This window comes from Streptomyces sp. NPDC001508 (assembly GCF_040298665.1).
GTDB lineage: Bacteria > Actinomycetota > Actinomycetes > Streptomycetales > Streptomycetaceae > Streptomyces.
Map to the genome: position 1 here is coordinate 86,876 of NZ_JBEPAP010000028.1, position 22,293 is coordinate 109,168.

General features: G+C 72.7%; 18 protein-coding genes, 1 tRNA gene and 2 pseudogenes. 7 read left to right on the top strand and 14 right to left on the bottom strand.

All coding sequences use genetic code 11. The annotated features are described in order from the left end of the window. Window positions 1-25: 25 nt before the first annotated feature. The 4 genes from ABT245_RS24465 to asnB form a co-directional block, all read right to left on the bottom strand. Window positions 26-1,198, bottom strand: coding sequence for a 3-deoxy-7-phosphoheptulonate synthase (locus tag ABT245_RS24465; protein WP_351736940.1), 1,173 nt, complete (start codon window positions 1,196-1,198; stop codon window positions 26-28). A 208-nt stretch (window positions 1,199-1,406) separates the two neighbouring features. Further along, window positions 1,407-2,696, bottom strand: a complete 1,290-nt coding sequence (locus ABT245_RS24470) for a multidrug effflux MFS transporter (RefSeq protein WP_351736942.1) — start codon at window positions 2,694-2,696, stop codon at window positions 1,407-1,409. Window positions 2,697-3,071: 375 nt separating this feature from the next. Continuing rightward, window positions 3,072-3,809: a DsbA family oxidoreductase gene (locus ABT245_RS24475; protein WP_351736944.1), complete on the bottom strand. Its 738-nt coding sequence runs from the start codon at window positions 3,807-3,809 to the stop codon at window positions 3,072-3,074. A 4-nt stretch (window positions 3,810-3,813) separates the two neighbouring features. After that, complete coding sequence (asnB, locus tag ABT245_RS24480) at window positions 3,814-5,667, bottom strand: asparagine synthase (glutamine-hydrolyzing) (RefSeq protein ID WP_351736946.1); 1,854 nt, start codon at window positions 5,665-5,667, stop codon at window positions 3,814-3,816. 264 nt (window positions 5,668-5,931) lie between these two features. Here asnB and ABT245_RS24485 point away from each other — a divergent pair, with 264 nt between their 5' ends. Together ABT245_RS24485 and ABT245_RS24490 are read left to right on the top strand one after the other, a co-directional pair. Beyond that, the gene (locus ABT245_RS24485) at window positions 5,932-7,044 is read left to right on the top strand and encodes a transaldolase family protein (RefSeq protein WP_351736948.1); all 1,113 of its coding nucleotides are present in this window, start codon (window positions 5,932-5,934) and stop codon (window positions 7,042-7,044) included. 189 nt (window positions 7,045-7,233) lie between these two features. After that, entirely contained in the window at window positions 7,234-9,048 is a 1,815-nt protein-coding gene (locus tag ABT245_RS24490) for an ABC transporter ATP-binding protein (protein WP_351736950.1), read from the top strand. Between the two features lie 31 nt (window positions 9,049-9,079). On the opposite strand, the gene ABT245_RS24495 is transcribed toward ABT245_RS24490, so the two are convergent. From ABT245_RS24495 to ABT245_RS24515, 5 genes and pseudogenes are all read right to left on the bottom strand, one after another. Continuing rightward, window positions 9,080-9,607, bottom strand: coding sequence for an NUDIX hydrolase family protein (locus ABT245_RS24495; RefSeq protein ID WP_351736982.1), 528 nt, complete (start codon window positions 9,605-9,607; stop codon window positions 9,080-9,082). 11 nt (window positions 9,608-9,618) lie between these two features. Next, window positions 9,619-9,912: pseudogene (locus ABT245_RS24500) on the bottom strand (amidohydrolase family protein); the annotation flags it as partial. 6 nt (window positions 9,913-9,918) lie between these two features. Beyond that, window positions 9,919-11,322: a type I glutamate--ammonia ligase gene (locus ABT245_RS24505; protein WP_351736952.1), complete on the bottom strand. Its 1,404-nt coding sequence runs from the start codon at window positions 11,320-11,322 to the stop codon at window positions 9,919-9,921. 38 nt (window positions 11,323-11,360) lie between these two features. Then, on the bottom strand, window positions 11,361-12,170 hold the full coding sequence (locus ABT245_RS24510; RefSeq protein ID WP_351736954.1) for an SAM-dependent methyltransferase: 810 nt from the start codon (window positions 12,168-12,170) through the stop codon (window positions 11,361-11,363). Between the two features lie 282 nt (window positions 12,171-12,452). After that, a complete protein-coding gene (locus ABT245_RS24515) occupies window positions 12,453-13,262 on the bottom strand; it encodes an alpha/beta hydrolase (protein ID WP_351736958.1) in 810 nt (269 codons plus the stop codon). 131 nt (window positions 13,263-13,393) lie between these two features. On the opposite strand from ABT245_RS24515, the gene ABT245_RS24520 reads away from it, so the two are divergent. Together ABT245_RS24520 and ABT245_RS24525 are read left to right on the top strand one after the other, a co-directional pair. Next, window positions 13,394-14,581 carry a thiolase family protein gene (locus ABT245_RS24520; RefSeq protein WP_351736960.1) on the top strand — a complete coding sequence of 396 codons (1,188 nt, stop codon included), beginning with the start codon at window positions 13,394-13,396 and terminating at the stop codon, window positions 14,579-14,581. Between the two features lie 387 nt (window positions 14,582-14,968). After that, window positions 14,969-15,742: a sulfite exporter TauE/SafE family protein gene (locus ABT245_RS24525; protein WP_351736962.1), complete on the top strand. Its 774-nt coding sequence runs from the start codon at window positions 14,969-14,971 to the stop codon at window positions 15,740-15,742. Window positions 15,743-15,751: 9 nt separating this feature from the next. Here the strand turns inward: ABT245_RS24525 and ABT245_RS24530 are convergent, their stop codons facing one another. Next, window positions 15,752-16,546 carry an HAD-IIA family hydrolase gene (locus tag ABT245_RS24530; protein ID WP_351736964.1) on the bottom strand — a complete coding sequence of 265 codons (795 nt, stop codon included), beginning with the start codon at window positions 16,544-16,546 and terminating at the stop codon, window positions 15,752-15,754. A gap of 210 nt (window positions 16,547-16,756) precedes the next feature. Here ABT245_RS24530 and ABT245_RS24535 point away from each other — a divergent pair, with 210 nt between their 5' ends. Continuing rightward, window positions 16,757-17,515 (top strand): cobalt-precorrin-6A reductase, encoded by a 759-nt coding sequence (locus ABT245_RS24535; RefSeq protein ID WP_351736966.1) that lies wholly within the window; start codon window positions 16,757-16,759, stop codon window positions 17,513-17,515. Window positions 17,516-17,572: 57 nt separating this feature from the next. On the opposite strand, the gene cobF is transcribed toward ABT245_RS24535, so the two are convergent. Both cobF and ABT245_RS24545 read right to left on the bottom strand, forming a co-directional pair. Beyond that, window positions 17,573-18,346 (bottom strand): precorrin-6A synthase (deacetylating), encoded by a 774-nt coding sequence (gene cobF / locus ABT245_RS24540; RefSeq protein ID WP_351736968.1) that lies wholly within the window; start codon window positions 18,344-18,346, stop codon window positions 17,573-17,575. Between the two features lie 377 nt (window positions 18,347-18,723). Beyond that, window positions 18,724-19,257 carry a DUF309 domain-containing protein gene (locus ABT245_RS24545; protein ID WP_351736970.1) on the bottom strand — a complete coding sequence of 178 codons (534 nt, stop codon included), beginning with the start codon at window positions 19,255-19,257 and terminating at the stop codon, window positions 18,724-18,726. Window positions 19,258-19,371: 114 nt separating this feature from the next. On the opposite strand from ABT245_RS24545, the gene ABT245_RS24550 reads away from it, so the two are divergent. Beyond that, a tRNA-Pro gene (locus ABT245_RS24550) sits at window positions 19,372-19,445 on the top strand. A gap of 163 nt (window positions 19,446-19,608) precedes the next feature. Here ABT245_RS24550 and ABT245_RS24555 read toward each other — a convergent pair. Together ABT245_RS24555 and ABT245_RS24560 are read right to left on the bottom strand one after the other, a co-directional pair. Beyond that, window positions 19,609-20,406 carry a cytochrome P450 gene (locus ABT245_RS24555; RefSeq protein ID WP_351736972.1) on the bottom strand — a complete coding sequence of 266 codons (798 nt, stop codon included), beginning with the start codon at window positions 20,404-20,406 and terminating at the stop codon, window positions 19,609-19,611. Continuing rightward, entirely contained in the window at window positions 20,393-21,436 is a 1,044-nt protein-coding gene (locus tag ABT245_RS24560) for a cytochrome P450 (RefSeq protein ID WP_351736974.1), read from the bottom strand. The genes ABT245_RS24555 and ABT245_RS24560 overlap by 14 nt, the downstream gene beginning before the upstream one ends. Before the next feature lie 259 nt (window positions 21,437-21,695). Between ABT245_RS24560 and ABT245_RS24565 the strand changes: the two are divergent. After that, a pseudogene (locus ABT245_RS24565) lies at window positions 21,696-22,199 on the top strand (transposase); the annotation flags it as partial. Window positions 22,200-22,293 lie beyond the last annotated feature (94 nt).

Genomic DNA, 22,293 nt, shown 5'->3' on the forward strand with positions numbered 1-22,293 from the left:
ACAGGTCGTTGGGGATCTTGTGCCGTCAGCCGCGCCAGGCCGCGGCCACGGCGATGGCCTGGGCGGGGTTGAGGCGCGGGTCGCAGAAGCTGGTGTACTTGCCGGTGTCCCGCTCCTCGGGCGCCTCACGGGACAGGCACTCGGCGACATCGTCGGGCGTGGTCTCCAGATGCAGCCCGGTCGCGGTGCCACCGGCCTCGTGGACCGCTTCGTAGAAGGTCTCCACCTCGTGGACGACCGTTTCGAGGAAGCGGGTCTTCAGACCGTCCGGGCCGGTGACGGTGTTGCCGTGCATCGGGTCGCACAGCCACAGGACGGGGTGGCCGGCCTGCCGGACGGCGCGGACCAGCCGGGGCAGCCGGGTGCTCACGGCGGCGGCGCCCATGCGGGCGATCAGCGTCAGCCGGCCCGGGTCGCGATGCGGGTCGAGCCGGTCGCACAGGGCGAGCAGTTCCTCGGGGGTGATGCCGGGGCCCACCTTGCAGGCGACCGGGTTCACGACGGCGGAGTGCAGGGCGACATGCGCGCCGTCCACCTGCCGGGTGCGCTCGCCGATCCAGGGCCAGTGCGTGGACGCCAGATACGGGGCACCGTCGTCGTCCTCGCGCAGCAGGGGCAGTTCGTAGTCGAGGACGAGCGCCTCATGGCTGGTCCACATCGCGGCGTCCACGTCCTGCCCCGGTGTGGGCTGCTGCCAGCCGAGGTGGCGCAGCACACTGCTCGCCGCGTCGTAACCGGTCAGCAGCCGGCGCGGGTCCGGTGTGCGCAGCAGCGGGTCCGGTTCGGGGCTGTTGACGAGATGCCCGCGGTAGACCGCGAGGACCCGCCCTGCCACGGTCTCCGTCGGCTGCGAGCGGGGCTTGGCGAACTGGCCGGCGATCCTCCCGACGCGCAGCACCGGCTTGTGGGACAGCGATTTGAGGGTGCCGGCGAGCAGGTCGAGCAGCGCCGCCTTGCGCGCGACGTATCCGCGCGTGCACTCCTCGGGGTCCTCCGCGCAGTCTCCCGCCTGGATGACCTGGACGGCTCCGGAGGCGGCCCGCGCCAACAGGGAGCGCAGCCGGTGGACATCCCGCGCCCGCACCAGCGGGGGCCGGGCCGCGAGATCGTCCCGTACCTGGTGCAGTGTGTCGTCGTCCTCCCACTCCGGCTGCTGGGAGGCGGGCAGTCGGCGCAGGAGCGCGAGATAGTGGTCCACGGAAACCTCCTTCTGGACGGGTGCCGTGAATTCTCCGGGCCTTGAAATAGCACCGGAAAGGAATCGCTTCGGACTCCGTCAAGTCATCTGCCCCGCAGGAGAGGTGGGCCATCGACGCACTTCACGGGCGGTTGAGCGGCCTGCTGAAATCCCCTTTGAAGGCGCGCTCGATCCTTTGGTTCCCCTATAGAACGCCTCCAGAATCACATCAAGAATTCCCCAGGAAATCCCTGTGCGGCGCGGGTGCCGGACGTGACCGCGCGCTCGCCAGACACAGCAGGGCGAGCGCGGCGGACACGGTCATCCCGAGGAACACCGGCAGCGCGGTGCGGTCACCGCCGAGCCCCATGAGCGGGGCGGCCAGCGCGCCGAGCGCGCTCTGCGCGGTGCCGAGCACGGCGGAGCCCGCGCCGGCCGCGTGGGGCACCGCGCCGACCGCGAGGGTCGTGCCGTTGGCGAAGACCAGGCCGAGCCCGAGGAAGGCGAGCCCCAGCAGGGTGAAGGCTTCGATCCGGCCGAGCCGGCCCAGGGCGGTGACGGCGAGCGCGGCCGTCGCGGCACCGGCCAGCAGCACCAGCCCGGCCAGCAGCAGGGACCACGGGCTGTAACGGCCGACGAGGCGGGCGCTCAGGGCGCTGGACACGGTGGCCGTCAGGGCGCCCGCCGCGAAGGCCGCCGAGGACTGCCCGACGCTCAGCCCGAGCACGTTCTGCAGCAGGAACGGCGAACCGGCGATGTAGCAGAAGAGCGCGGCGCTGCCGAACGCGAAGGCTCCGGTGAAGCCCAGGTAGGCGCGGTCGGTCAGGACGGAACGCATCGACCGGGCCACCGCGGCCGCCCCGACGGGGGTGCGCCGCGCGGGCGGCAGGCTCTCGGGAACGATCGCGTAGGCGGCGGCGAAGGTCACGAGGGAGGCCGCCGCGAGGACCCAGAACACGGCACGCCACCCGGTCGCGCTGACCACGGCCCCGCCCGCGAGCGGCGCCACGATGGGGGCCACGCCGCCCAGCGCCATGAGGATGCCGAACAGCCGTGCCGCCTGCTCGCCCCGGGCGAGGTCGGCGACCACCGCACGTCCGACGACGAGTCCGGCCGCGCCGCCGACGCCGGTCAGCCAGCGCAGCAGGATCATCCACTCCAGCGTGGGCGCGACGGCGCACAAGGCGGTGGCACAGGCGCAGACCCCGGTGCCGACCAGAATCGGCCGCCGCCTGCCGAACCGGTCGGACAACGGCCCGAACACCAGCTGGCCCAGGGCCAGTCCCACCATGAAGGCGGTCAGTGTGAGCTGCACCCCGGAGGCATCGGTGCCCAGGTCGGTCGCCATCCGCGGAAACGCGGGGAGGTACATGTCGGTGGCGAGCGGCATGACGAACGACAGCAGGGCGAGGACCGCGGTGAGCGCGGCGGAGGCCCGCGCCCGCCGGGCGGCACGGGGCGGACGTGGGGGCGACGGGGGCGACGGTGGCGACGAGGGTGACGGCGGCGACGAGGACATACGAGGCTCCGAGGGCGAGGAGCCCACGCGCCCGAGGCACCGGGCTCCGGACGGGTGCACGGACGTACGGGAGGTGGGGGAGACGCGGATGGAGGGGTGTGGCCGGTGGTGGCGGGGGCGGACGGCGTGGGTGCGAGTGGGGTTAAGGGACTCCGGGCGGCTGGGGCGCCGCCGGGAGTCGTGTGGGCGGGAGTGGTGTGAGCCGAACCGGCGCGGGCGGACGGCGTGGGTGCGAGTGGTGTGGTGGGGCCCATGCGTGTGGGACTGGTGTGGGCGGATGGCGTGGGTGCGAGTGGTGTGGTGGGGCCCCATGTGGGCGGGACTGGTGTGGGCGGAGGTGGGGTGGGTGTCGGGGTGTGGGGCAGAGGTTCGGGGTCAGGCAGGCGGTGCGGGGCCAGCCTGGGCCTCGGTGTGGTCGAGGAACGTGTCGGCCCAGCCGGGGTCGAACGACTCCAGACGGGGCAGACCGCCGGCCTGCGGGTCACCGGTCCAGGTGAGCCGGACGCCCGGGTTGTGCGCGGCCCAGCCGTACGGCCCGAACAGGTGCGGGCTGTCCCGCACTGCGCTGTCCCGCACTGCGCTGTCCCGCACTGCGCTGTCCCGCACTGCGCTGTCCCGCGCGGCACGCCACTGCGCGAAGACCTCGGCGCGGCCGGCCCCACGGGCCAGCGCCTCGGCCAGCGCGTCCGCGTCGACCTCCGGACACCGGGCCGCGACATCGAGGATCACCGGGACGATGCTGATGCAGCGGCTCTCGGCGTAGAAGGCGTGCCGCAGCGCGGCGTCCAGCGCGTCCGAGCCGCGCAGCCCGCCGATCGCCGGATCCTTCGCCGCCTGGACGGCCTCCAGCGCGGGCAGCGTGGTGGACGGATAGGCGGCGTCGCGGCCGGCCCACAGCCGCCAGCCGAGTTCGGGCCGCGCGGCCCCGATGACGACGACCTCCGGCTCCACGATGTGCCGCGGCGTCGGCTCGGCGTTGAACAGCTCCAGCGGGAAGGCCCGGTGGTCGATCAGCAGCTCGCGGCCTCGGGACCGGGCGGCGGCCCGCACGGTGTGCAGCGCCAGCCCGGCCCAGGGACAGCCGATGTCCGACCAGACGGTGAGCACGGTCACGGGCTCAGAGCTCCACCCGCACGCCGTACCGGGTGACCCAGGCGTCGAACTCCAAGAGCCGCTCCAGTACCGCGCGGGCGCTCCACGGCCCGCCCATCGCATAGGCGCCGACGGGCCGGTCGAGGAGCTTGCGGACGGCATCTGCCGAGACCAGACCGAGCACCGGGGAGCCCTCGGTGAGCAGGCCCTCCACCATGCGGCGCAGGGCGAGTTCGTAGGTCACGTCCTGGGTCGAGGGGTAGGGGTTCTTCTTGCGGTCCAGGACGGAGTCCGGGAGTATCCCGCGCATCGCGGCGCGCAGCAGGCTCTTCTCACGGCCGTCGTGGGTCTTCATCGCCCAGGGGACGTTGAAGACGTAGTCGACGAGCCGGTGATCGGTGAAGGGAACCCGTACCTCCAGGCTGACGGCCATGCTCATACGGTCCTTGCGGTCGAGCAGGAAGTTCTCCCAGCGGGTGATGTTGAGGTAGCCGACCTCCCGCATCCGGGCCTCAAGGCCCTGCTCGCCGTCCAGCCGCGGCACTTCGGCCAGGGCCTCGGCATACCGCTGCTTGATGTACTCGCCCAGCCCGAGCCGGTCCCAGATGCCGGCGTCGCGCAGCGCGCCGATGCCGCCCGCCTGCTCGAAGGGGTGGTGCCAGGGGAAGGTGTCGGCCTCGACGGCGGCCTTGTCGTGGAACCAGGTGTATCCGCCGAACAGTTCGTCCGCCGCCTCCCCGGACAGGGCGACGGTCATCCGCTCCCTGAGGGCACGGCACAGCAGATACAGCGAGTACTCCATGTCGCCGGTGGACACCGGCAGGTCCTGCGCCCGCAGCACCTTGGCCCGTACCTCGGGGTCGAGCACGTCGTCGCTGTCGAGTTCGACGACGACATGCTCGGCGCCGACGTGCCGGGCGACCTCGATCGCGAACGGGGTGTCGGGGTCCTCCCACTGGACGTTGGCCTCGAAGCGTTCGCTGTGTCCGGTGAAGTCGACGGAGAAGGCGCGCAGCGGCCGCTGTTCGCCCTGGGCGGCCAGGGCGCGGGCGGCGAGCGCGGTGACGGCGCTGGAGTCCAGTCCACCGGAGAGCAGGGTGCCCACGGTGACATCGGCGACGAGCTGCCGTTCGACGATGTCCTCCAGCAGCTCGCGCACCCGGCCGATCGTCGTGGGCAGGTCGTCCGTGTGCTCGCGTGCCGTGAGCCGCCAGTACTCGTACTCGCTGAGCCCTCTCTCGTCGAACCGCACGACGGTCGCCGGACGTACCTCGCGCATGCCGCGGAACACGGCGTGCCCGGGTGTCTTGACGATGCTGAACATCTCGCGCAGCCCGTCGGCGTCCACGACCGCCTCGGCCTCCGGATGGCTGAGGATCGCCTTGGGCTCGGAGCCGAAGAGAATGCCGTCGTCGGTGAGGAAGTAGTAGAGAGGCTTGACACCCATCCGGTCGCGGACCAGGAGCAGCCGCTCGGTGCGCGGGTCCCACAGGGCGAAGGCGTACATGCCGTTCAGCCGCTGCGTGAAGTCCTCGCCCCACTCCAGGTAGCAGTGGAGCAGCACCTCGGTGTCGCTCGCGGTGCGGAACCGGTGCCCGAGGCGTTCCAGCTCGCCGCGCAGTTCACGGAAGTTGTAGATCTCACCGGTGTAGGTGACGACCGGTGCGTCCGGTGCGTCCGGGACGGCGGCCATCGGCTGCTTGCCGCCCTCCAGGTCGATGATGCTGAGGCGTTGGTGCCCGAGCAGCGCGTGTGCGGAGGCCCACAGCCCGTGTTCGTCGGGGCCCCGGCACTCCAAGGTGCGCGTCATGGCGGACGCGATGCCGGTGTGCCGGGTCAGATCACGTCGCAGACTCACCCATCCCGCGAGACCGCACATCGTCAATCGGTTCCTTTCACTAGGGTCCGTGGGCAGCATGTGCGGGGCGCTGACCCCGAACCACAAGGCCGCGGTTACCTCGTCAGGTCCCGTACCGCGACCGGCTCCGGCGGCCGCGGACCTGACGAAGTGGCGGGCCGCACCTGCACCGGTCGGCGGTGGCCCGCCTAACCTGGCTCCTCACGATCCGCGAGATGTACGGAGTGCCAACGCGAGGCGGCTCACCGGTGTTCACGCGGAAGGCAAGAGAAGAAGGGCCACTCGATGAACGCCGGTGACACGACCGGCCGTCACCTCAAGCGGTTGCGCGCCGAGGGGGTCTCCGTCTGGCTGCGGGGGTTCCACCATCCCGATCCGGAGGGCGAGTTGCCCGGCCTCGTGGCGGCCTGGGACCTGGGGGGAGTGACCTGGACGGTCGACGACGTCCTCGCCGGGGACGGCCGGGCCCGCCTCGCCGAACTCCGCGACGGCGGAGCCGACCCGGCCCGGGCCTGGCGCCGGCTGTCGGCGGACGCCACCCGCGCCGCCTGCGACGCGTTGCTCCCGCTGTACGAGGCCAGCCGCAGCCGGACAGGTCTGGTCTCGGCCGATCTCCCGCCGGCCGCGCCCGGCCGCTCCGCGGCCAAGGAGGCGCGAGCCCTGTGGTGGGCCGTCGACCGTTCCAATCTGCTGCTGAAGATCCCGGGCACGCCCGGCAGTATGGAGACGGTCAGTGCCCTGCTCGCCGACGGCATCGGCGTCGATGTCACACCGGTGTTCAGCGCCATGCGGTACGAGCAGGTCTTCGACGCGCTGTGCGCGGGCCTGGAGCAGGCACGGCGGGCGGGCCGGGCGCTGCACCGCATCTGCTCGGCGGTGTCGCTGCCCATCGCCCCGGTCGACGCCCTGGTGGACCGTCGGCTGCGCGAGCAGGGGCTTGCCGCCTCCCGCTACCCGACGGGCGAGGCGGCCCGCGCGCACGCCCGTGTCGTGTACCACCTGCACGAGCAGGCGATGAGCGCGCCGCGCTGGCAGCGGCTCGCCACGCACGGCGCGCGACTGCCGCACCTCGTGTGGACGGATCTGGAGCCGGCCGGACCGATGTGCTACGCCGACCACCTCGTCGCCTGGGGAGTGGTGCACGCCGTCAGCCGTCCCGCGCTGCCCACCATCGCCGGCTCCACCCTGATCGGCGACGCCCTGTCCGGCCGCCACATCACCGCGCGCCAGGACCTGGAGGCGCTGTACGCCTTCGGCCTCTCCTACGAGGAACTGGCGAGGGAACTGGAGACGACATGGCTGGCCGACCGGGAGGAGCGGGGGCGCGCCCTGTGGCGGGACCCGGCACACGGGACCGGTTCCACAAGCCCGGCCGCGGCGGATCCGAACCCCGGCTGAGCCGACACCCGCTTGAGACCGACCCCCAAGTGGGCTGCGGCGTCGGCCGGTTCGGGTCGTCGGCCGGGAAAACGCTTGGACTGTGTGCGGGCGCCCGCGGGACACTGCCCGTCCTGTCCGCCCGTACCGCAGGTGGCCGCCGTCGGTCGCCTGCGGATGCGGGCCGTCCTACGACACCACAGGGTTGGGATGGAAACGCCTGAATCGCGTGGGAATCCTCGGCGCAGGGGCTCGGTGCTCCTCGCCCTTCGTTACTACGGACGGGAGTTGGCCCGACTGCGACGGCTCACGGCGCCCGCGATGCTGCTGCCGGCGCTGGGCAACATCGGCATCGCCTACATCGCGCCGCTGATCGTCGCCAAACTCGTCGCCGACCTCGCGGACGACCCGGAAACCGCCGTCGGCTCGGTGCTGCCGTACGTCCTCGGCTTCGCCGGCGTACTGCTGTTCGCGGAGGCGCTGTGGCGGATCGGACTGCACTGCCTCAACCGCATCGACGCCCTCGGCATCGAGCATCTGTACGTCATCGGCATGGACGAACTGTTCGCCAAGGACGCCGCGTTCTTCCACGACAACTTCGCCGGATCGCTGACCAAACGGGTGCTGAGCTTCGCCTCACGCTTCGAGGAGTTCATCGACACCCTCACCTTCAACGTCGTCGGCAGCTTCGTACCGCTGGCGTTCGGCTCGGTCGTCCTGTGGCGCTACGAACCGCTGCTCGTCGTCGGCCTGCTGACGATGATCGCGCTCACCGCGGTGTGTGTGGTGCCCCTGATCCGCCGCCGTCAGGCCCTCGTCGACGAACGTGAGGAGGCCATCGCCCGGGTGTCCGGGCATGTCGCCGACAGCCTGATGAACATGGACACGGTCCGGGCGTTCGCCGCCGAGGAACGCGAGGCCGCCGAGCACCGCTCCCGCGTCGCCGCGTCCCGCCGGCTCACCCTGCGGTCGTGGGACTACGGCAATCTGCGCATCGACACCCTCGTCGCACCGATGTCCGTGCTCACCAACGCGCTCGGCCTGCTGCTCGCGGTCGCGCTCGGCGCCGGCGAGCACGGCGTGGAGGCCGTCGTCGTCGCCTTCACGTACTACACCAACGCGACCCGGATCATGTTCGAGTTCAACCAGATCTACCGCCGTCTGGAGAGTTCCCTGACGGAGGCGGCGCAGTTCACCGAACTGCTGCGGACATCGCCGACCGTGCTCGACCCCCGGTCGCCGCAGCCGCTGCCGACCCGGCCCGCCGACGTCCGGTTCGAGCGGGTGAGCTTCGCCCACGCGGGCGCCGAGCCGCTGTTCGAGGAACTGGACCTGACCGTGCCCAGCGGAACGAGGCTCGGGCTCGTCGGCCGGTCCGGCGGCGGCAAGACCACGCTCACCCGGCTGCTGCTGCGGATGACGGACATCGACTCCGGCCGGATCCTGATCGGCGGCCGGGAGATCAACCAGATGCGCCAGGCGGACCTGCGCGGCCTGATCGCCTATGTGCCGCAGGACCCGGCGATGTTCCACCGCTCGCTGCGGGACAACATCGCGTTCGCCCGGCCCGACGCCACCGACGCCGAGATCCGCCGCGCCGCCGAGGCGGCGCATGTCACGGAGTTCGCCGACGCGCTGCCCGACGGCTTCCGGACCATGGTGGGCGAGCGCGGCGTCAAGCTGTCCGGCGGTCAGCGCCAGCGGGTCGCCCTCGCCCGGGCGATCCTGCGGGACGCGCCGGTCCTGCTGCTGGACGAGGCGACCAGCGCCCTCGACTCGGAGAGCGAGATCCTCGTCCAGGAGGCGCTGTGGCGGCTCATGGAAGGGCGGACGGCGCTGGTGGTGGCGCACCGGCTGAGCACGGTCGCCTCCATGGACCGGCTGGTCGTGCTCGACCGCGGGCGGATCGTCGAGCAGGGCACCCACCAGGAACTGCTCGCGTCGAACGGCGCGTACGCCAAGCTGTGGCAGCACCAGTCGGGCGGCTTCCTCGACGCCGTCCCGCCCCAGGCCGACCCGCGCTGAGGACGCGGGACGGACCGAGGACCGCAGGAGGTCAGGACACCTGGCCGACGTGGGCGAGGGCCTGCTTCAGCAGCGCCCCGTGCCCGCCGGGCATCTCGCTGTGCACCGCCTCGGACGCGGCCTCCTGGGGCGTGAACCACACCAGGTCCAGCGCGTCCTGCCGGGGGCGGCAGTCCCCGGTCACCGGGACGACATAGGCGAGGGACACCGCGTGCTGCCGCGGGTCGTGGTACGGGGTGATCCCCGCCGTGGGGAAGTACTCGGCGACCGTGAACGGCTGGAGCGAGGCCGGCACCCGCGGCAGTGCCACCGGCCCGAGGTCCTTCTCCAGATGGCGCAGCAGGGCGTCGCGCACCCGCTCGTGGTGCAGGACCCGGCCGGAGACCAGGGTCCGGCTGACCGTGCCGTCCGGTCCGATGCGCAGCAGCAGACCGACACTGGTGACTTCGCCGCTGTCGTCCACGCGCACGGGCACGGCCTCGACGTACAGGATCGGCATGCGGGCGCGCGCCATCTCCAGCTCGTCGCTGGTCAGCCAGCCGGGCGTGGTTTCGGTCATGTCAGACATCGCTAGATCATACTTTCCGGTGTGGTGTGCGCTCGGTCGCGGGCGGGGTCGGGTGCGGGCAGTCCGTACAGGCGGCGGGCGTTGTCCCGGCCCGTCCACGCGGCGATCCGCAGGGCGTCGGGCAGGCTCAGCTCGTCCGTGTCCACCCGGTCCTGGAGCAGCGCGGCGAGCCCCTGCCGGAAGCACAGCGCGCCCAGGTGGTGGAACTCGGCCAGAGCGTACGCGTCGGAGCTGTACAGCAGTTTGCGGAACGGGGTGATCTCCAGGGCCTCCTCCAGGATCGCCCGGGACCGCGCCCATCGTCAGTACCGCCAGCGGTAGGCCGCCGCCACCTGCGCGTCGTCGAGGCCGTCGACGCTGCGGGCCTCCCCGAGGCGGACCGCGGTCACCGCGTCGGCCAGGACCGGCCCCAGGGCGGCGCGCAGCACCAGGTCGGCACGGAACGCCTCGACCGCCGCCGTGAGCGTGGTCGGCAGCCGTCGCACGCCCCGGGCGGCCGCCTCGTCGGCGTCGAACCGGGCCGGGTTCCCGGTGATCTCCTCGGGCAGCGGGGCCGCGGCGGCGAGACCGTCGAGACCGGCGGCCATGACACAGCCGAGCGCGAGATACGGGTTGGCGGCCAGGTCGACCGGCTTCACCTCCAGATTGGCCTCCCGTTCCCGGCGGCCCGCCATGCCGGTGACGACCCGCAGCGCCGCCTCCCGGGTCTCCCGGCCCCAGCAGGTGAACACGCCGGCCCACTGGGAGGGCCGCAGCCGCAGATAGCTGGCCGGGCTCGGCGCGGTCACCGCGGCCAGCGCGGGCAGCCGGGCGAGCACCCCGGCCGTGAACGACTCCGCGGCGCCCGTCATGCCGTACCGGCCCGTGCCACCCGCGTGCAGGTTCACCCCGCCTCGCCAGCAGGAAAGGTGCAGATGACCGCCGTTGCCGACGCCGGTGGCGAGCACGGCCGGGGCGAACGACACCCGCAGTCCGTGCCGCCGCGCCACCGCCCGGACGGTCTGCCGCACGAGCACGCTCCGGTCGGCCGCCGCCACCGGGTCGAGCGCACCGACCGACACCTCGAACTGCCCGGCCGCGTACTCCGGATGGACCTGGTTCACAGCCACGCCCTGCGCGGCGAGCGCGGCGAGCAGATCGGCGGTGCAGTCGCTCAGCTCGACCTGCCGGGAGGCACTGTAGGCCGGGCCGGACACCGCGGGCACGAACGCGTCCTCGGGTGCCGTGTCCAGGCCGACGGTCCACTCGATCTCGACGGCCGCCCGGACGGTGACGCCGAGCCGGGCCTCGGCGTCCACGACGACCCGGCGCAGGAAGGTACGGCCGCACCCGGGGTGCGGTTCGCCCTCCTGTGTGATCCGGTCCACCGGCGCCCAGGCCCAGCCGGGCTGACCGGCCAGCTCCACCAGCTGCTCCAGGTCCGGGTACAGCCGCAGATCGCCGTCGGGGGAGCCGAGGACGTCCGTGGTGACGATCGAGTCGTCGGCCAGGAAGGTGTCGAAGACCGGTGACATGCCGACGCCCCAGGCCGCCGCGTCGGCGAGCCGCGCCGTCGGGATCGTCTTGACCCGGCCCACGCCCGCCGTGTCGACGTAGGACAGCACGATTCCGTGGACGCCCCGGCCGGTCAGCTCGGCGGTGCGGGCCACGGCCCGCTCCACATCACCGGGACGCCCCCCGGGCACGGGATCGGCCAGCGTGGTCATACGTCCTCCATGACGGGCTCGGCGGTCCGGTCCCAGGGTCAGGGTTTCACGGCCACCGCGCCGAACTGGGGCACCGCCGCGGGGGAGTCGGGTCCGGCGCGCCACTGCGAGCACGGCACCAGGCCCGGTTCGAGCAGGTCGAGTCCGTCGAGGAAGGCGGCGACGTCGGTCTTCGTGCGGGCGATGATGGGCGGCGTGGCGTTCTCGTTCCAGAACTCCATGGCGGCCACGTTGCCCGCGCCGCCGAACTCGGCGTCGAGGGTGGGATGGGTCAGCACGAGGAAGCTGCCGGAGGGCACCGCCGCCATGACCCGGCGTACGATGTCCCGGGCCTTGTCCACATCGAGCACGAAGTTCAGGATGCCCAGCATCATCACCGCGACCGGCCGTGACAGGTCCAGGGTCTCGGCGGCGCGCCGCAGGATCGCTTCCGGGTCGTGCACATCGGCGTCGATGTAGTCGGTGACGCCCCCGGCACTGCTGGTGAGCAGGGTGCGGGCGTGCGCCAGCACGATCGGGTCGTTGTCGACGTACACGATCCGTGACTCGGGCGCGATCCGCTGCGCTATCTCATGGGTGTTGTTCACGGTCGGCAGCCCGGTGCCGATGTCGAGGAACTGCCGCACCCCGCGCTCCTCGGCCAGGAACCGCACCGCCCGCCCCAGGAACTCCCGGTCCGCGCGCGCGACCGCCCGGATCACCGGGAACAGCCCGGCGACATGCTCGCCGACCTGCTGGTCGACCTCGTAGTTGTCCTTGCCGCCGATCCAGTAGTTCCAGACCCGCGCGTTGTGGGCCACGGAGGTGTTCAGCCTCACCGGCCCGTCCGCAGGGTGCCCCTCGCTCACGTCACTGCCCTTCTCATCTGGGTGTTACGCCGTCATTGTGCCGCCCGATGATCGCAACTGTCCCGGGAATCCGGCAGCGGACGGCTCGGGGTCCGTCCGCGCCATGAGGAACACCGGGCCGGTACGCGTGGCGTCGGGCCGTGGCCGGGTCGGTCTTCCGGTGCGGGCGTTCGGGCCGTCGTCGGGTCGGTCTTCCGGTGCGGGCGTTCGGGCCGTCGTCGGGTCCGTCTTGCGGTGCGGGCGTTCGGGCATCCGGCGGTTCCCGGTACGGCTCGGGCCGGTTCAGGCCGGCAGCGCGGTGTCCAGGAAGCGGAGGAGGTCCGCGAAGACCTCGGTCCGGTTCGTCTCGTTGAAGACCTCGTGCCGGGCCCCGGCGTAGATCCGCTCCGTCGCCGTGCCGCCGCTCAGCCGTGCCACGCCGGGCCGGCTGCCGGCCGGCGGGACCAGCCGGTCCTCGGCGCCGTGCAGCCACAGCACGGGAAGCCGGCCGACGGCACCGCCCGCGGCCACGGTCTCCAGGGTGCGCGCGAACGCCGTCAGCGTCGGCCGCTTCATCGGGCCGTGCCACACCAGCGGATCGGCGGCGTACGCGGCGCCCACGGCCGGATCGCGGGAGAGCGCCGACGGGCTGACCGGGATGTCCGGGATCTCGTCCAGGGCCAGCAGCCGCCCCGGCAGCTCCCAGGCGCCGATCACCGGTCCTGACAGCACGAGCGCGGCGGGCTCGGCGGGATGGCGCTGCGCATAGCGGGCCGCGATCAGGCCGCCCATGGAGTGGCCGAGCACGACCAGCGGCAGCCCGGGATGCGCCGCGCGGGCGAGGTCCGCCACGGCGTGCAGATCGGTGACCACGTCCTCGAAGTCCTCGATCAGCACCCGCTCGCCCGCCGATCTGCCATGGCCCAGGTGGTCGGGCCCGTACACGGCCGCGCCGTGCCCGGACAGGACGTCGGCGAGCCGCTCGTAGCGGCCGATGTGCTCGCCGTAACCGTGCGCCAGGAGGACGAGGTGGCGCGGCGCCGGGTGCGGCCACTCGCGCGCGCTGATCGCGCCCCGGACACCGGTCAGGGCATGCTCGCGGGCGTGGGCCATGGGACCTCCGGATGCCTCGGTACGGGTATGGGGGAGATCTTTCCAGCGGTCGGGGCGACCGGCTAGAGTCTGAAACTAGCAGTGCTAAGTAAGCTCGCTGGTCACCAGCGCCGACGGTCAGGAGCCCAGCCGTGCGCCCCGTCCACTTCGCGGCCGCCCGCCGCACCCCCATCGGCAGGCTGCGCGGAGCCCTGTCCTCCGTGCGGCCCGACGACCTCGCGGCGGCCGTCATCCGCCGTCTGGTCGCCGACGTGCCCGCGCTCGACCCGGCCCGGATCGACGATGTCTACTGGGGCGCTGCCAACCAGGCGGGCGAGGACAACCGCAATGTCGCCCGGATGGCCGCCCTGCTCGCGGGCCTGCCCGAGACCGTGCCGGGCGCCACCGTCAACCGGCTGTGCGCCTCCGGTATGGAGGCCGTCACCGCCGCCGCCCGCACCGTCGCGGCCGGCGAGGCCGACATCGTGCTGGCGGGCGGCTCCGAGTCGATGAGCCGCGCCCCCTTCGTGCTGCCCCGCCCCGACGAGGCGCTGCCGCACCGGATCGAGACCGTCGACACCTGGCTCGGCTGGCGCCTGGTCAACCCGGCGATGCGTGAGCTGCACGGGCTGCTGTCCATGGGCGAGACCGCCGAGCAGGTCGCCGAACGGTACGGCATCCCGCGCGAGCGCCAGGACGCGTTCGCGCTGCGCAGCCACCAACTGGCCGCCGCGGCCCGCAAGAGCGGCCACTTCGACGACGAACTGCTGCCCGTCGAGCGCCCGGACGGCATCGTCGTCGACGGCGACGAGGGCATCCGCGAGGACACGTCGCCAAAGAGACTGGCCCGGCTCAGGCCGGTCTTCCGCCAGGACGGCACGGTCACCGCGGGCAACGCCTCGCCGATGAACGACGGCGCCGCCGGACTGCTGCTGGTCAGCGAGGAGGTCCTGAACGAGCTGGGGCTCGTGTCCCTCGGCCGGTACGCGGCCGGCGCCTCCGCCGGCGTCCACCCCGACGTGATGGGCATCGGCCCCGTGCCCGCCACCCGCAAGGCGCTGGCCCGTGCCGGCTGGCAGATCGGCGACATCCAGGAGGCCGAGTTCAACGAGGCGTTCGCCGCCCAGGCGCTGGCCTGCGTCGACCTGCTCGGCATCGACCCCGACCTGGTCAACCCGTACGGCGGGGCGATCGCCCTCGGTCATCCCCTCGGCTGCTCGGGCGCCCGCATCCTCACCACCCTGCTGCACCGCATGCGCCGCACGGGCGCCGAGCGGGGGCTCGCGACCATGTGTGTGGGGGTGGGGCAGGGCAGCGCGGTGCTGGTCGAGCGGCCCTGAGGGCTCCGCCGGGGACAAGCCGCGCCGCGTCGCCGGCCGCCCGCGGCGGCGCCGTGACCGGTTGCGCGCCTCCTCGCGCCGGCGGCCGTGACCGTCCCGCGCCTCCTCGCGCCGGTGCCGTGACCGGTCGCGGGTCTTCCGCTGGCGCCGTGACCGGTCGTGCGCCTTTTCGCGCCGGTGCTGTGACCGTCCCGCGCCTTCCCGCGCCGGTGCCGTGACCGGTTGCGGGTCTTCCGCGCTGGCGCCATGCCTGGTCGTGCGTCTTTGTGCGGCGGCGGGCCGGGCGCCCGGCGGCACGCGGGCCGACGCGTGGGCCGGGCGTCCGGGCCGCTCCGCGGAACGCTTCCTTACGCGGCCCGAATGCGTGGGCATAGCATCAGTGACCGCATGAACACGATGACGCTCTGGCACCTATCAGGCTGGGAGTTCGCCGCGCTGGCTTTCGCGGCGCTCCTGGTCGGCTTCTCCAAGACCGCGGTGAGCGGGGCCAACACGGTCAGCCTCGCCGTCTTCGCGGCGGTGCTGCCCGCCCGCGCCTCCACCGGCGTACTGCTCCCGGTGCTGATCGCGGGCGATCTGCTCGCCGTCGCCACCTACCGGCGGCACGCCCACTGGCCCACACTGGGGCGGCTGTTCCCCGCCGTCGCGGCCGGTGTGGTCGTCGGCACACTGTTCCTGATGTGGGCCGACGACGGGATCGTACGGACCTCGATCGGCGCGATCCTGCTGCTGATGGCCGCCGTCACACTCTGGCGGCGGCGCCGCTCCGGCACCGAGGAGGCGCCCGAGCCGGACACCGGCCGGGCGGGCCGCCTCAAGGCCCGCTCGTACGGCGTCCTCGGCGGCTTCACCACCATGGTCGCCAACGCGGGTGGCCCGGTGATGTCGATGTACCTGCTGTCGGCGGGCTTCCGGAAGCTGGGCTTCCTGGGCACGTCGGCGTTCTTCTTCCTGATCGTGAACGTGTCCAAGGTCCCCTTCAGCGTCGGCCTCGGACTGATCGACGGGCACTCGCTGCTCCTCGACGCCGCGCTCGTCGTGTTCGTCGTGCCCGGCGCGTTCCTCGGCGCCTGGGCCGTGGGCAGGATCAACCAGCGGCTGTTCGAGCGCCTGGTGATCGCGGCGACCGTCGTGGGCGGCGCGCAACTGCTGCTGCGCTGACGCCGACCGCTACCCGCGCAGTCGGAGGAGCGCGGGCAGGTCGGCGAACGAGTCCAGCACATGGTCCGGGGTGCCGCTCGCCGCGGCGAGCGACTCGGGCAGGTACTTGCCGGTGCGGACCAGCACCCCGCTGATCCCGGCCCGCTGCGCCGCCAGCACGTCCGACTCGACGTCGTCGCCCACCATCAGCGCCCGGTCCGCGTCCACCCCCAGCCGGGCCAGCGCCGCCGCGAAGAACGCCGGCGACGGCTTGCCGGTCACCACCGCCTCGGTGCGCGCCGCCCGCTCCAGGCCCAGCAGGAAAGCGCCCGTGTCCAACCGCAGACCGCGGTCCGTGCGCCAGAACAGATTGCGGTGCATCGCCACCAGCCGCGCGCCCCGCTGGAGGTGCCCGAAGACCCGGTTGAGCGCCGCGTAGCCGAACTCCGGACCCGCGCCGCCCACGATCACGACATCCGGGTCCTCGTTCTCGTCCTCGTTCTCGTCGACGAGCCGTACGCCCTCCAGGTCCTCCCGGACGTCCCCGCTGTTCAGGAGGGCGCAGCGGGCACCCGGGAAGTGCTCGGCGAGATGCTTGGCGGTGACGGCGGGTGCGGTGAGCACGTCCTCGGCGCCCGCCGCGAAACCCGCCTCGGCCAGGGCCGCGGCGATCGAGGCACGCGTCCGGGACGTCGTGTTGGTGACGAGCGCGACGCCGAGCCCGGCCGCGCGGATCTCCCGCAGCGCCGCCACCGCGCCGGGCAGGGCCCGCCACGAGACGGTGAGCACCCCGTCGATGTCGATCAGCACGGCACGCACGGACATCGGACCCGTCTCCATACCGGCCAGGTACCCCCGATCGCCGCACCCCGACCGCACCCCGACCACTCCGACCACCCCGACCGTGCTCCGCCCGCACCTACGGCCCGGACGCCCGTACCGCACACAGACTCCGCACACCCGGACGGCGGCGATCCGCGGCCTCGTACGCCACACCGGGCGGGCGGCGACGCGCGACCCCGTACGCTCACCCCCATGTCCCCGCATGTCCTGATCCTCGGCGGCACCGCCGAGGCACGCCTGCTCGCCGCCGAACTCGCGGCCGGACCCGGTGTCCGCGTCACCATGTCACTGGCCGGGCGGGTGACCCGGCCGGCGCCGATGCCCGGGGACGTCCGCACCGGAGGGTTCGGCGGGGCCGAGGGGCTGGCCGCGTGGCTCGCCGAGCGGCGGGTGACCGCCGTCGTGGACGCCACCCACCCCTTCGCCGCCCGGATCACCGCCCACGCGGCGCGGGCCGCGGCGGCGACCGGAGTGCCGCTGGTGGTGCTGCGCCGCCCCGGCTGGCAGCCCGGCGACGGCGACCGCTGGCACCCGGTGGACTCCCTGGCCGCCGCCGCGGACGCGCTGCCCGGCCTCGGCCGCCGGGCCTTTGTGACCACCGGCCGTCTCGGTCTCGCCGCCTTCGCCCACCTCGCCGGCGTTCGCCTCGCCGTACGGTCCGTGGAGCCGCCCGCGCCGCCGCTGCCGCCGCATACCGAAGTCGTCCTCGCGCGGGGCCCGTTCACGGTGGCCGACGAGACGGCGCTGCTGCGCCGGCACCGGATCGACGTCCTGGTCACCAAGGACAGCGGGGGAGCGGCCACGGCCGCCAAACTGACGGCCGCCCGCACGCTGGGCCTGCCCGTGGTCGTCGTACGCAGGCCACCGCTGCCGGCCGGAGTGACCGCGGTGCCCGACATCGCGGCCGTACTGGAACGACTGGGCCGCACCCCGCCACACCCGACGCCCTGAGCTGGCCACGGCACCGGATCCCCCCGTACCGGGCCATCGCACGGTACGGGGGCGTCGTCACCGGTCGCGCGGACGGCGGCGCAGCAGATACGTGTCCATGATCCAGCCCTTGCGCGCACGGGCCTCGGCGCGCAGCCGCTCGATGCGCGGCCCGGCCTCCGCGATCGGACCGGAGTCCAGGATCTCGTCCGGGGTGCCCAGATAGGCGCCCCAGTAGATGTCGATGTCCTCGCCGGCGTACCGCCGGAACGCCTGCTGGGCGTCGAGCATCACCACCACGTCGTCCACGCCCTCGGGGAAACCCTCGGCCAGCCGCCGCCCGGTGGTGATCTGCACGGGCCGCGCCACCCGGTTCAGGCCGGTGCGGTGCCGGGCGACGAGCGCCGAGACACTGCTGATGCCCGGCACGACCTCATGGGCGAAGGCCACGGTGCCCCGGGCCAGCACCTCCTCCAGGATCCCCAGCGTGCTGTCGTACAGCGCGGGGTCCCCCCACACCAGGAATGCCCCGGTCTCGTCCTCGCCCAACTCCTCGGTGATCAGGCGCTCGTAGACGTCGGCACGGGCGCTGCGCCACTCGCCGACGGCCGGCGAGTACGCCGCGCCGCCCGCGCCCCGGTCCCGCTCCGGGTCGCGCGCCTCCACCAGCCGGTACGTCCCCGGCGGCAGGTGCGCGTCCAGCATCTCCCGGCGCACCCGGGTCAGATCACTCTTCACCTCACCCTTGTCGAGGAGGAAGAACACGTCCGTGCCGCGCAGCGCCCGGACCGCCTGGAGGGTCAGCTGCTCCGGGTCGCCCGCGCCGATACCGATGACAAGAATCCTTCGCACCCCCCGAGTCTGCCCCATCCCCCCGACCACACCAGCACCCCCCGCCCCACCGCTCCCTACGACGCCTGCCGCCTGCTTCGCTGGGGCATCCGCGCGGCAGCGTCGACGGATCACGCACCCCGCCCCACCGGGCGCTACGACGCCTGCGGCCCGCGCAGCCGGGGCGCCGCGCCCCCCGTTCGACTGGGCCCTACGGCGCCTGCCGCCTGCTCAGCCTGGGCCCGCTCGGCGGCGTCGATGGCGCCCGCACCCCTGTCCTACCGGGCGCAACGACGCCTGCCGCCTGCCCAGTGGGGCGCCGTACCTCCGCCCCGCCGGGCCTTACGACGCCTGCGGCCCGCGCAGCCGGGGCGCCGCGCCCCCCGTTCGACTGGGCCCTACGACGCCTGCCGCCTGCTCAGCCGGGGCGCCCGCTCGGCGGCGTTGATGGGCTCTTCGTCTCGCTGTACCGCGCCCGCCAGGTCGCGCGCCCAGGTCGCGAGCCCGGCGATGTCCAGCCCGTACGGCCGTTGCCGTCCGCTGTGCGCCGCCCACTCCTCGACCGCTCCCGCGCCCCGCCGCAGCAGCCGTGGCCCGCCGGTGGCATTGCCCCGGGCCGCATGGGTGAGCCCCACCGCCAGCTGGGCCAGGCCCCGCCACAGTGCGCGCTCGTCCTCGGGCCCGGACTTCCAGGCGTCCTCGAAGACCTCGTGCGCATGGAAGGGTCTGCCCGCGTCCAGCAGTTCCTGTGCCTCGGTGACCGTCTGCGACGGCGTGCGTACGATCCCTTCGGGCTGGCGCGCCACACCGTCCGCGCCGTACGGCAGGGGCCGCCCCAGCCCGTCACGGGGCCGTGCGTTGCGGGCCCGGCCCGCGCTGTCCCGGTCGCGGGTGCCGGCCGGCCCTCCCGATGATGCGCCCGTGCTTCCCATACGACGATTGTCCCCCACCGGCCCGGCCGCACCCGGCGCCGCTTTCGGAGTGGCCCGGGGATTGGGGTAAAGTGCTCTTCGCGCGCTCACCCGGGTCACCACCCGCGAGCGCACCGGGACGTGGCGCAGCTTGGTAGCGCACTTGACTGGGGGTCAAGGGGTCGCAGGTTCAAATCCTGTCGTCCCGACTTTACGAAGTCGCAGGTCAGGGGCCGTTTTCAGAGGAGATCCGAAAACGGCCCCTTGATCTTTCGACCGCGGCGGTGCCGACGGCGCCCTCGAGTTCCTCGTTCCGTCCCAGCTCCGGGCCGGAGGCGATGGCGTCCTCCGTGGCAGAGACCTGGTATCACATCAGCGCAGCCGGACCGGCAACGTGAGCAGTCCCCGGTGCCGTGGGTTGTTCTGCCACTGAGGGGCACGATGCGGATAGGCATGTCGCAGGCCGGGGAAGCGTCGGAGTATGTGGCCGAATGCGATACCGGCCTGCAGCCGGGCCAGTGGTGCGCCCAGGCAATGATGGATGCCGTGGCCGAACGCCAGGTGCCGGGAGGCGTCTCGGGTGATGTCGAACCGGTCGGGGGCCCCGAAAACGTCCGGATCGCGGTTGGCGGCCGACAGCGCGATCTGCACGAACTCCCCGGCTGGAATCGCCGTGCCGGCGATGGTCACCGGCTCTGTGGTGTAGCGCAGCGTGGCGATGCCGAACGGGCTTTCGTGGCGGACTTCGTCTTGGTCCGCCCCGTCCAGGGCGTCGAGCAGCGCGGTGACACGAGCCTCGATCCTGGGGCGCAGGTCCGCCACCCGCCGTGTGGTGAACGCCTGCTGGACAATTCGGCGCAGGCGGGTGTGCCGGGGTGGGTCGGAGTTGAGCATGTGTGTGGTGAGCGATCCGCCTGGGCCGTCGGTGGGTAGTCCGGCGTAGCGTGCGAACACCTCGGTCGCGCCGTCCTTGCTCAGCCGGGGGTCGGCAAGGGCAGCCCGGCAGGCCGCATGACCCGTGACGACCCAGCCCGCCAAGGGGACGGGGCCGGGGAAGCGGACCCTGCGGACGCCGCCTTCGTCGCGCCAGCGCCGGTAGACGTCGTGCGGGTGGACGGCGAACGACTCGTCCACGGTCTCGGTGGGGTGGGTCGGCTCAGACGGCGGCATCGCACACCTTCGTCACCTGTACGTTCTCGACGCCGAGCAGACCGAAGACGGGGACCTTCGCGGTGGTCTGGGCGGGACTGACCGTCAGACCGGCCCCGCGTACGAGGTCCAGGAGCAACTCGGCCAGTGGCATCACCATGTGCCGGCCCCAGCAGCGTTCGGAGGAGTGACCGAAGGGCAGGTAGCCGGGCGCGGTGTCGGGGTCGAGGGTGTTCCAGCGTTCCGGGCGGAACTGGGAAGGGTCCTCCCACAGTTCAGGATCCCGATGTGAGAGGAGGGGCAGGACGAGCACATCGTCGCCCGGTGCGATGCGTCGGTCGACGGCGGGGTATTCGGCGGAGGCACGGCGCAGGATGTTCCAGGACGGCGGCAGCAGTCGCATCGCCTCGTAGAGGATGTGCCGGTTCGGCGTATCGGGGTCGAACGGCGAGCCGAGCCACAGCGCGTTCGCGACCAGGGTGGAGACCGTGAAGCACACGGGGGCCGCTGCACGCCGGTACATGCCCATGGCGTACCGGCGCTCGTGGTAGCCGGTGGCCTCGGCCGTCAGACCCGCGATACCGGTCACCTGGGCACCTCGCCGTCCGGTCCGGCCGGGGAGCGCGGCGCCCGCCGCTATGACCGTCCAGGTGAGTAGGGGGGTCAGTTCGAGGTTGCGGCTCATCAGGATGCGCAGCCGGTATGGGTCCCCACCGAGGATGAGATCCCGCAGGTACAGATGCCCCGTGAGGGGCCAGACCCCGGACAGATCGACGTCCTCAGGCCGTGCCCGTGGCTTGTGCAGCGCTGTGCGGACGTCACCGGCAATGACCCGCATCACCGATGATGCCTCGGCGCGGGAGATCGAGCGCCCGTGCAACGGCTTGAACGTGGGCCGTTCGGTCTCGGTGGCCCGACGGGCCGCGAGGACCCTGTCGGCGACGCCGTGCCCGGCCACTGCGACCGTGTCCGGTTCGAGCCGGAAGACGTCCTGTCCGAGGTGGTCCCGGAGCAGGGCGGCGAGGCGAGGGTGGAACACCGTGGTACGCATGCGAGGTCTCCGGGAAGGCCGAGGGGACCGGTGAGGTCGCCCCCGCCGTGCGACGGGGACGACCCCACCGATGGCTAGTAGGGCTCCGTTAGGTGTCATTTGCCGGTTGTGTTCGTCCGGAGGCGGGAGTGTCTAATCAACGGCGGATCTGATGATCAAGGAGACGCGTCTGATGATGGAGACCGCCGTGGAGAACGAGCAGGCCGAGCAGGTGGTTCAGGCACCGTCGAGTGTGGTGTCGGACGAGCAGCTCGTTGCGATGCTGGTTGACCGGGCCCGGAACGAGGGGCTGCAGCTGACCGGCGAGGGCGGGCTGTTGCAACTGCTGACCAAGCGGGTGCTGGAGTCCGCCCTGGAAGGCGAGATCACCGACCACGTCGGCTATGAGAAGCACGACCCGGCCGGGAAGAACAACGGCAACAGCCGCAACGGCACCCGGGCGAAGACCGTGCTGACCGACGTCGGCCCGGTGGAGGTGAGGGTGCCCCGCGACACCGCCGGCACCTTCGAACCGCAGATAGTCAAGAAGCGGCAGCGCCGCCTGACCGGCGTCGACGAGATGGTGCTCTCCTTGTCCGCGAAGGGTCTCACCCACGGTGAGATAGCGGCTCACCTCGCCGAGGTCTACGGGGCGGAGGTGTCCAAGCAGACCATCTCCACCATCACCGACAAGGTGATGGACGGCATGGCCGAATGGCAGAACCGGCCGCTCGATCGCGTCTACCCGGTCCTGTTCGTGGACGCTATCAACGTCAAGATCAGGGTTCTGTCGACGATCTTGTGATGCGGACGGTTGAGCAGGCTGTGCCGACGATTCGCGATCATGAATGGGGTGCTCTCATGATGTGCTCCTGGAG

Coding starts and splice junctions, on each gene's coding strand:
- ABT245_RS24535 (WP_351736966.1), top strand. CDS start 16,757: ATGTCCCCGCATGTCCTGATCCTCGGCGGCACCGCCGAGGCACGCCTG.
- ABT245_RS24515 (WP_351736958.1), bottom strand. CDS start 13,262: ATGGCCCACGCCCGCGAGCATGCCCTGACCGGTGTCCGGGGCGCGATC.
- ABT245_RS24545 (WP_351736970.1), bottom strand. CDS start 19,257: ATGGGAAGCACGGGCGCATCATCGGGAGGGCCGGCCGGCACCCGCGAC.
- asnB (WP_351736946.1), bottom strand. CDS start 5,667: ATGTGCGGTCTCGCGGGATGGGTGAGTCTGCGACGTGATCTGACCCGG.
- ABT245_RS24560 (WP_351736974.1), bottom strand. CDS start 21,436: ATGCGTACCACGGTGTTCCACCCTCGCCTCGCCGCCCTGCTCCGGGAC.
- ABT245_RS24470 (WP_351736942.1), bottom strand. CDS start 2,696: ATGTCCTCGTCGCCGCCGTCACCCTCGTCGCCACCGTCGCCCCCGTCG.
- ABT245_RS24525 (WP_351736962.1), top strand. CDS start 14,969: ATGAACACGATGACGCTCTGGCACCTATCAGGCTGGGAGTTCGCCGCG.
- ABT245_RS24505 (WP_351736952.1), bottom strand. CDS start 11,322: ATGACCACGCTGGCCGATCCCGTGCCCGGGGGGCGTCCCGGTGATGTG.
- ABT245_RS24485 (WP_351736948.1), top strand. CDS start 5,932: ATGAACGCCGGTGACACGACCGGCCGTCACCTCAAGCGGTTGCGCGCC.
- ABT245_RS24555 (WP_351736972.1), bottom strand. CDS start 20,406: ATGCCGCCGTCTGAGCCGACCCACCCCACCGAGACCGTGGACGAGTCG.
- ABT245_RS24530 (WP_351736964.1), bottom strand. CDS start 16,546: ATGTCCGTGCGTGCCGTGCTGATCGACATCGACGGGGTGCTCACCGTC.
- ABT245_RS24490 (WP_351736950.1), top strand. CDS start 7,234: ATGGAAACGCCTGAATCGCGTGGGAATCCTCGGCGCAGGGGCTCGGTG.
- ABT245_RS24495 (WP_351736982.1), bottom strand. CDS start 9,607: ATGACCGAAACCACGCCCGGCTGGCTGACCAGCGACGAGCTGGAGATG.